The organism is Hymenobacter terricola, assembly GCF_017921975.2.
Lineage (GTDB): Bacteria > Bacteroidota > Bacteroidia > Cytophagales > Hymenobacteraceae > Hymenobacter > Hymenobacter terricola.
Window position 1 is genome coordinate 1 of record NZ_JAGEMO020000137.1, and the last position, 8,305, is coordinate 8,305.

Genomic DNA, 8,305 nt, shown 5'->3' on the forward strand with positions numbered 1-8,305 from the left:
GGTTCGTGACCCGTCCACCCGTGCAGAAGCGTTTGCTAGCCGTTCGCGAACCGTTCGCGAACGGCTAGCAAACGCTTCTGCACGGGTGGACGGGTCACGAACCACTCATCTCTCCGCAGTCGTTCGCCCGTGCATCGGCGTTATTCCACCGTTTCAGTAAATGGCAGAATATTTCCGACATGGTTAACAACCTTTTGGGCCGTTTGGGGGCCCCACTACTCCACCAGCAGGCGTAGGGCCGGGCCAGTGCCGTGCAGCAGGTAGTAGCCGGCGGGCAGGCCGAGTAGGTCGAGCGTGGCCTCGGGACCAGCTGGGGCGGGGTACTGGCGCACGGCTCGGCCCAGGGCATCGGTGAGAGTTAGGGGCGCGGGGGTGGCCCCGGCAGGCAGGCGCAGGGCGACCGTGCGTCGGGCGGGGTTCGGGAAGAGGGCAAGCGGCGCACGAGTCCCTGCCGCCGTGGTCGCCGTGGGGATGGGGTCGGTGAGGACGGCCAGGAAGCTGAGGGTTGAGGGCGGGGTCGGGTTGGAGAGGGTAATGGTGCCGAAGCCTGCCGTGGGGCTGTTAACATACCCCGCCACGTACACGCCGGTGCCGCTTGCGGCCAGCGCCGTGGCTGCGTCGTAACCCGTGCCGCCGGCCCGCTGCGCCCACGCGAAGCTGCCCGTGCTGCCCGCATCGGTCAGCTTCGCGACAAACACGTCAAACGAGCCTGGACCAGCACCAGCATTGGTCAGGGTAGCGGAGCCAAATCCCGCCGTGGAACTACCGAACGTACCGGTCACGTACACGCTGGTGCCGCTCGCAGCCAGCGCAGTGGCTTCGTCTGTGTCCGTGCCGCCGGCTCGTTGCGCCCACGCGAAGCCGCCCGTGCTACCTGCGTCGGTGAGCTTGGCCACGAACACGTCGGCCAAACCCATAGTAGCGCCTGCGTTGGCTAGCACAACAGGACCAAAGCCCGCCGTGGGGCTGCGGAACAGCCCGGCCACGTACACGCTGGCTCCGCTCACGGCAAGTGCGGTGGCAAAGTCGTCGCCCGTGCCGCCGGCCCGCTGCGCCCACACGAAACTGCCGGTGCTGCCCGCGTCGGTGAGCTTGGCCACATACAAGTTGGAAGTGCCCGCGTTGGCCAACGAAGTGGTGCCAAAGTTCGCTGTGGGGCTGCTGAAAGAGCCGGCCACGTACAGGCTGGCTCCGCTCACGGCCAGTGCGTAGGCGCCGTCTCCGTTCGCACCACCGGCTTGCTGCGCCCACACGAAATTGCCCGTGCTACCTGCGTCAATCAGCTTGGCCACGAACACATCATAAGTAGGCATAAGGCCCACATTGGTTAGGGTGGTGGTGCCGAAACTCGCCGAATTGCTGCCAAATACGCCGGTCACGTACAAATTGGCTCCGCTCACGGCCAGCGCATAGGCGTATTCGCTGCCGGCGCCGCCAGCCCCCTGTGCCCACGCAAAAACGCCCGCACTGCCGGTATCGGTCAGCTTGGCAACGAACACGTCGGACGAATTAAAAGCGCCGGCAGTGGGGGTCAAGGTAGTGGTGCCGAAGCCGGCCTGGGGACTGTTGAAACCGCCTGCCACATATACGCTATTTCCGCTCACCACCAACGCTTTGACCATTTCACTCCCCGTGCCACCGGCCCGCTGTGCCCACGCAAACTGGTTGCTGACAGGGTTAAATTTAGCCACGAACATGTCATCGCTCCCGAGGCTCGTCAGCGTGCTTCCCCCCAAAACCACTGTATTATGGAAAACCCCGGCCACGTACACGTTGCCCGCCGCATCAACGGCCGTGGCCGTCACGGCCGAGAAATTGTCTGTAGCCGCCGCGGTGGCCACGGCCACGGCCCGCGCCGACTGCCAGGCCGGGGCCTGGGCCGTGGCCGGGAGTCGAAAGGCCAGCAGGAGAGTAGCCAGCAGGATGCGGAATGGGTAGGCGTAACAATTGAGCATAAAAATGAAGAGAAGCAGGAAGGAATAAAAGTAGGCTCGTTTTGCTATTCGAACCGTTTTTGTAAACTCTTAAAAGCGCTTGCCGTGAGCGGAACTACTCAAAAATTAGGGGTCTGTTCGTTTTCGTCACATGAGTCAAATTAGGGTGAAAAGCCACGGAAATCAGTTGGTACCGGCGGTCTACACTCAGGCTGATATACTGTTTCTGTTTTAGCGAAACAGCAATCACGCGAATGGTCTTGGGCGGGTGGTTCAAGCCGAAATGCACCTGAGCGATGTTTTTTAGCCAGTTGCCCTCTTCGAAAACACGGGCGGGCACGATGGTTTGAACCCGGCGATTTTCAACATAAAAAAGGATGCTGTCCTTGAAGGTGTCATCAAAATAAAAGGTCACCCCCTCTACTTTATTCTTGGGGGTCTTATCGATGTGAAGGATAACCTTGGCACTTTTGTACGCCGCCAAATCAGGGACTTGCCCGCTTGATACATGTGCAAAGCATACAAAGGCTAAACTAAATATAGAAAGCAATCTAATTTCCCGAGTACTAGGTGATAGGTTAAACATATTGCTAAACATACCCTCGTTTCGCTATTCCGACCGTTTTGGTAAACTTGTAAGCGTTCAACTGGTCGCTTGGAGCACGGTAGTGGGTTACCTTCTGCCGCTGTTTGCCTTAATAGCAGATACACCACCGCACGGCCTTTGCATACGCTTATGGGAGTACTCTTGACACTACTTGTGCCCGCCGTGGTGGCGGCTGCCCCTTTAATCGGCCTACTGGCGGTCAGTTGGTTGCCTGTTCTTAAATCTTCTGCCTCCTTGACCGCCTTGGTCACCCTGGGGGCAGCATTTGCGGGCTGCGTGAGCACAATGCTCGCCATGTTCATCTGCGCTGTTGGCTTGGCTCGGGGAATGCAAGGGCAGGGGCCAGAGTGTGTGACGGGTGCTGCGGTATTCCTGCCAATAGGCGCACTTTTTACGCTGGCGGCGCTACTTGTTGGGGGGTGCCTAGCCGTAAGCCGTGCAGTGCATAAGCAGAAGGCCACTCTTCCTGAACGGCAGAAATAAGCCCGGCACCTGGCGGCTAGCTGGCCCCAATAGGGCCGGGCAAGTTTAAGAAAATTGCCTATCAAAGTTTACGAAACTGGTCGGAGGAATGAGTGCTGTAAACTCCTCTAAACACTGCCGCTGCCCCCACGCGAAGGATTCGGGCACTCGCCCAACGGTTGGCGCACCGGTTGCCCGGCTCACGGCCAGCCACCTGCTCGCGCCGTCCCCCCGCCACTACATCTCCGATTACTCCACCGTGAGGCGCAGCGCCCTGGTGCCGGTACGCACCACATACACGCCCGTGGCCAAGCCGGCGGGCAGCACCAGCACCGTCGTGCCCGAAGCGTCGGCCGTGGCCGTAGCCACGGCACGGCCCAGCGCATCGAACACTTTCACCACCGCGCCGGGCGTCGCGCCCAGCAGTGTGGCCGCCCCGCCGCGGGCCGGGTTGGGGTACAGGCCCAATTCGGCGACACGAGCCGGGTTCAGACTGGCAAGCGGGGCGGCCGACGGCTGGTAGTAGGCCACCTTGTTGGCCACCATGCCGCCGGCCCTGCTGAAGGTACCACCCGCGTACACATCGGTGCCATTTACGGCTAAGTCGTAGACGTAGTCGTTCACCCCGTTGGCCGCGCCGGTACCCAGCGGGCTCCAGGCCGTGCCGTTCCAGCGGGCCACGCGGCTGGCCGTTGCCCCGCCGGCCGTGGTGAAGTAGCCGGCCGCGTACACATCGGTGCCATTTACGGCTAAGTCGTAGACGTAGTCGTTCACCCCGTTGGCCGCGCCGGTACCCAGCGGGCTCCAGGTCGTGCCGTTCCAACGGGCCACGCGGCTGGCCGTTGCCCCGCCGGCCGTGGTGAAGTAGCCGGCCGCGTACACATCGGTGCCGCTCACCGCTAACGCACCGACCCCGTCGTTCACCCCGTTGGCCGCGCCGGTACCCAGCGGGCTCCAGGCCGTGCCGTTCCAGCGGGCCACGTAGTTGGCCGTTGCCCCGCCGGCCGTGGTGAAGTCACCGGCCGCGTACACATCGGTGCCGCTCACCGCTAACGCTCCGACCCAGTCGTTCACCCCGTTGGCCGCGCCGGTACCCAGCGGGCTCCAGGCCGTGCCGTTCCAGCGGGCCACGTAGTTGGCCGTTGCCCCGCCGGCCGTGGTGAAGTCACCGGCCGCGTACACATCGGTGCCGCTCACCGCTAACGCATCGACCCCGTTGTTCACCCCGTTGGCCGCGCCGGTACCCAGCGGGCTCCAAGCTGTGCCGTCCCAGCGGGCCACATTATTAGCCGGCGCCCCGCCGGCTCTGCTGAAGTAGCCGCCCACGTACACGTTCGTGCCACTCACGGCTAAGGCAAATACGTCCACATCCACGCCGTTGGCCGCGCCGGTACCCAGTGGGCTCCAGGCCGTGCCGTCCCAGCGGGCCACGCGGTTGGCCGCCACCCCGCCGGCCGTGGTGAAGGCGCCGCCCACGTACACGCTGGTCCCGCTCACGGCCAGGGTGTTGACCCCGTCGTTCACCCCGTTGGCCGCGCCGGTACCCAGTGGGCTCCAGGCCGTGCCGTCCCAGCGGGCCACGCGGTTGGCCGCCACCCCGCCGGCCGTGGTGAAGGCGCCGCCCACGTACACGCTGGTCCCGCTCACGGCCAGGGTGTTGACCCCGTCGTTCACCCCGTTGGCCGCGCCGGTACCCAGCGGGCTCCAAGCCGTACCATTCCAGCGGGCCACGCGGCTGGCCAACACCCCGCCGGCCGCGGTGAAGGTGCCGCCCACGTACACATTCGGGCCGCTTACGGCCAAGGCGCGGACGGCGTTACTCGTCCCATTGGCCGCGCCGGTGCCCAGTGAACTCCAGGCCGTGCCGTTCCAGCGGGCCACGTAGTTGGCCGCCACCCCGCCGGCCGTGGTGAAGGCACCGCCCACGTACACATCGGTGCCGCTCGCGGCCAGGGCATAGACGTTGCTGTCCACCCCGTTGGCCGCGCCGGTGCCCAGTGAACTCCAAGCCGTGCCGTTCCAGCGGGCCACGCGGCTGGCCGCCACCCCGCCGGCCGTGGTGAAGGCACCGCCCACGTACACATCGGTGCCGCTCGCGGCCAGGGCATAGACGTTGCTGTCCACCCCGTTGGCCGCGCCGGTGCCCAGTGAACTCCAAGCCGTGCCGTTCCAGCGGGCCACGCGGCTGGCCGCCACCCCGCCGGCCGTGGTGAAGGCACCGCCCACGTACACATCGGTGCCGCTCGCGGCCAGGGCATAGACGTTGCTGTCCACCCCGTTGGCCGCGCCGGTGCCCAGTGAACTCCAAGCCGTGCCGTTCCAGCGGGCCACGCGGCTGGCCGCCACCCCGCCGGCCGTGGTGAAGGCACCGCCCACGTACACATCGGTGCCGCTCGCGGCCAGGGCATAGACGTTGCTGTCCACCCCGTTGGCCGCGCCGGTGCCCAGTGAACTCCAAGCCGTACCATTCCAGCGGGCCACGCGGCTGGCCGCCACCCCGCCGGCCGTGGTGAAGGCACCGCCCACGTACACATCGGTGCCGCTTACGGCCAGGGCGCGGACGATATTGCCCACGCCGTTGGCCGCGCCCGTGCCCAGTGGGCTCCAGGCCGTGCCGTCCCAGCGGGCCACGCAGTTGGCCGCTGCCCCGCCGGCCGTGGTGAAGGCGCCGCCCACGTACACGCTCGTCCCGCTCACGGCCAGGGCGAAACACATGCCATTCACCCCGTTGGCCGTGCCGGCACCCAGTGGGCTCCAAGCCGTGCCGTCCCAGCGGGCTACGCGGCTGGCCAACACCCCGCCGGCCGTGGTGAAATCTCCGGCCGCGTACACGCTCGTTCCGCTCACCGTTAGTGCGCGGACGTTGCTGCCCACGCCGTTGGCCGCGCCCGTGCCCAGTGCGTTCCAGGCCGTGCCGTCCCAGCGGGCCACGTAGTTGGCCGCCACCCCGCCGGCCGTGCTAAAACTGCCGCCCACGTACACGCTCGTCCCGCTCACGGCCACAGCGTAGACAGTACCGCTTATGCCGTTGGCTGCGCCCGTGCCCAGTGGGTTCCAGGCCGTGCCGTCCCAACGGGCCACGCGGTTGGCCGCCACCCCGCCGGCCGTGGTGAAAGCGCCGCCCACGTACACGCTCGTCCCGCTCACGGCCACGGCGTAAACGATGCCATCCACCCCGTTTTGCACGCCCGTGCCCAGGCTGGTCCAGGCCGTGCCATCCCACCTAGCCACGTAGCTGGCCGCCGCTCCGCCGGCCGTGCTAAAGTCGCCGCCCACGTACACATTTGTCCCGCTCACGGCCACGGCGTAAACGATGCCATTCACCCCGTTTTGCAAGCCCGCAGCGGCACCACCGACGGTATTCCAGCCCAATGCGCTGCTGCCTGCCGGGCGCAGAACGGGCTGGCCGCCCTTGCCGTAGCTCAGGTGGTAGCCCGTGGCATCGAACGAACCGCTGGCCCCCGGTCGCAGCGTGCCGTCGGGGTTGAGGGCCGCGCCCACCGAGGGGGCCGCGCCGGCCTGGGCCTGGGCGGCCCGGCCGGGAAGCAGCAGCACCAGCAAGGCCAGCAGCAGCGCGAAGGGCCGCACACGGCCGGGGTGCCCGAGGGGAAGGAAGAAGTGTTTCATGGGCACCAACAAAAAGTGACACGGAGAATAAAGCGGCACGGCTTTAGCGACCCCAAAGCCGTCTGAAATCAAGCGCTTAGCCAAAAGTAAGACCACAAAGGTACTGCCCAGCCCAACGCGGCGGTATCGCATCAACATGTTGTTTCTCGCGCCGGCCGGTCCCCGACATGGAGCACACGAAAGCCCCCGCGCGGCAAGGCACGGGCCTGCTTGGTCATGTTCGCAGCGTCTGTTGTGGCCGAAGCCACCGGGCGGCTTAAGGTATCAGACACTTTGACCGCCGTGCTAGGCGCAGCGCCTAGCAAGGTGGCTGCGCCGTCGCGCGCACCGCCGAGTAGTTGAACGTGCTGTCCGCGTCCACCTGTTTCAAGCGCAGTAGAGCCGGCCGGCAGCTTCGCATCCACGAAGCCGTAGCTGCGGGCGCTGTTGCTGCCGGCCGCCACCGTGCCCAGGCGCTCGAAGCTGATGCTGCTCAGGCGGCGCTCCACTTCAAAGGCCTCGCTGTTCTTCTCCGAGGCCGTAACCCAGGCCGGGCGCACGGCGGCCAGGCCGGCGGCTGTGGCGTGAAGGCAGCCAGTTTCACGGGCAGCGGGGTGGTCTGGCTCCCCACGTTAAAGTAGGCGCCCTGGTTGCCCACTTACGCGGGGTGAGCGGCGCGTCGCCGACTGTCTGAGGCTGGTCTGAAACACGACCAACAACAAAAACCGTGCATTACCACGGCGCGATGAGGCGCTCGCAGGGGGGCTAGGAGGGCAGGCTGCCCCACCGACGAACGGGCTTCCGCGAACTGACCGCGTAGGGCATGTGCAGATGGGCGTGAGCCATCGTGTGCAGAAGCGCCGACGAGTTTACGAAACTCATCCCCTCGGCGCATTTCGTAAACTTTGAATCGTAGACGAGTTTCTTAAACTCGACAATGGCCAAAAGGTCCCCTTGCCGTGCCAATGGAGGTTGCGGCGCTGACTAACTTATGAGTTCACGGAAAGGAGTGTTTGAGTCACTACCTTGAGCAGACCCAATTCCAGTTCTTTTTCATGCTCTGCCTGCTACTAGCCTCCTTGTTTCCCCTCGTCGCTACTCCGTCGCCTGAGCAAACGGCGTTCGAGTATTTTGCCACCGTGCTAGTAGTTGGGCAGTACCCGCGGGCCAAGCACCTGTACCTGACTGGGCGAAGCGAAGCCCAGGCACACGTTAAGGGCCTTTTTGCTCCATGCTTTCCCGATACCGGGTTCCGTGCGTTTTGGGCGGCGAATGAAGCAACGGATGCCCCCGCCGTTCCGATTGCCTACCGTGCCTTTTCCCGCTTTAAACGCGCCTCAGCCTTTAACCGCGGCGGGACACAGGTCCGCCTTTACCGCGCGGTTACCGGGCTTGGCGGGACGTACGTTTACCTGGCCGTGTACAAAATGCATCACTTTACCGACCATTATCTGGTCAAAATCTCCGACGCTGGGGAAGTGGAAGTGTGCAAACAAGGAGAAATCTGGTAAGCAGCCCGAGGTCTTAGCTGTTCAGCCAAAGGGTCGTGGCTGTTGCGGAAGTCTTGGGTAGCCCCTGAAAGATCCTCTGCGCCGGGGCACCGCCTCTAAAAACGTCCCTTAAACACTTCTTGTAGGCCGTTGCACGTTCACTTAAGCTGTTTGCCAGCCATACCCACGAGTTCTGCAACAGCCAC

The 8,305-nt window shown here is 64.8% G+C and carries 4 protein-coding genes; 1 reads left to right on the forward strand and 3 read right to left on the reverse strand.

The features are described from left to right. Positions 1-215 precede the first annotated feature (215 nt). From J4G38_RS26975 to J4G38_RS26985, 3 genes are all read right to left on the reverse strand, one after another. The gene (locus tag J4G38_RS26975; RefSeq protein WP_210522066.1) at positions 216-1,955 is read right to left on the reverse strand and encodes a T9SS type A sorting domain-containing protein; all 1,740 of its coding nucleotides are present in this window, start codon (positions 1,953-1,955) and stop codon (positions 216-218) included. Positions 1,956-2,049: 94 nt separating this feature from the next. Beyond that, the gene (locus tag J4G38_RS26980; RefSeq protein WP_210522065.1) at positions 2,050-2,520 is read right to left on the reverse strand and encodes a hypothetical protein; all 471 of its coding nucleotides are present in this window, start codon (positions 2,518-2,520) and stop codon (positions 2,050-2,052) included. Between the two features lie 732 nt (positions 2,521-3,252). Further along, positions 3,253-6,630: a beta strand repeat-containing protein gene (locus J4G38_RS26985; protein ID WP_226163955.1), complete on the reverse strand. Its 3,378-nt coding sequence runs from the start codon at positions 6,628-6,630 to the stop codon at positions 3,253-3,255. Positions 6,631-7,622: 992 nt separating this feature from the next. Between J4G38_RS26985 and J4G38_RS26990 the strand changes: the two genes are divergently transcribed. Continuing rightward, positions 7,623-8,120: a hypothetical protein gene (locus tag J4G38_RS26990; protein WP_226163958.1), complete on the forward strand. Its 498-nt coding sequence runs from the start codon at positions 7,623-7,625 to the stop codon at positions 8,118-8,120. Positions 8,121-8,305 lie beyond the last annotated feature (185 nt).